1 protein-coding gene is annotated in these 447 nt (G+C 35.1%); it reads left to right on the top strand.

Going from position 1 to position 447, the window contains the following annotated elements; all coding sequences use genetic code 11:
* Window positions 1-155: 155 nt before the first annotated feature.
* Window positions 156-447: hypothetical protein (locus LC407_RS20815; RefSeq protein ID WP_223483529.1), on the top strand; the 292-nt coding region annotated here is incomplete at its 3' end.

Genomic DNA, 447 nt, shown 5'->3' with positions numbered 1-447 from the left:
AATGTAGGGATTAAAAATGTCTATTATCGATTGAGGCTTTATTACCGCAATCAATTTCAGTTTACTTTCCAAAGTGAGAAACAGAAAGGTACAGTGGTTATGATTCAATTACCATATAACCTAGTGCTTTCATAAATAAAACAGGGGGTTGAATAATGCTTAAGAAAGTTTTGTCTGTAGTATTATGGCTTGTACTTTTGATTTCCATTGTCGGGTGTACAAAAGACCAAAGCGCCAGCAGCAAACCAAACAAGTCAGGCAGCAAGGATTTGTCCCCAGTAACCTTTACTTATTTTAATGCAGGCACCCCAGGTAAAAACATGAACACTAATGAAACAACCATTGGTAAAAAATTAGAAGAACAAACAGGTGTTAATTTCAAGGTTGAATATCTTGTAGGTGATTTAAATACTAAAATTGGGACAATGATCGCCAGTGGAAAATATC

The organism is Stenotrophomonas sp. OVS01A, assembly GCF_019969775.1.
Lineage (GTDB): Bacteria > Pseudomonadota > Gammaproteobacteria > Xanthomonadales > Xanthomonadaceae > Stenotrophomonas > Stenotrophomonas indicatrix.
Note: the sequence above shows the minus strand (reverse complement) of the source record. Positions and strands in the feature narration are given on the sequence as shown.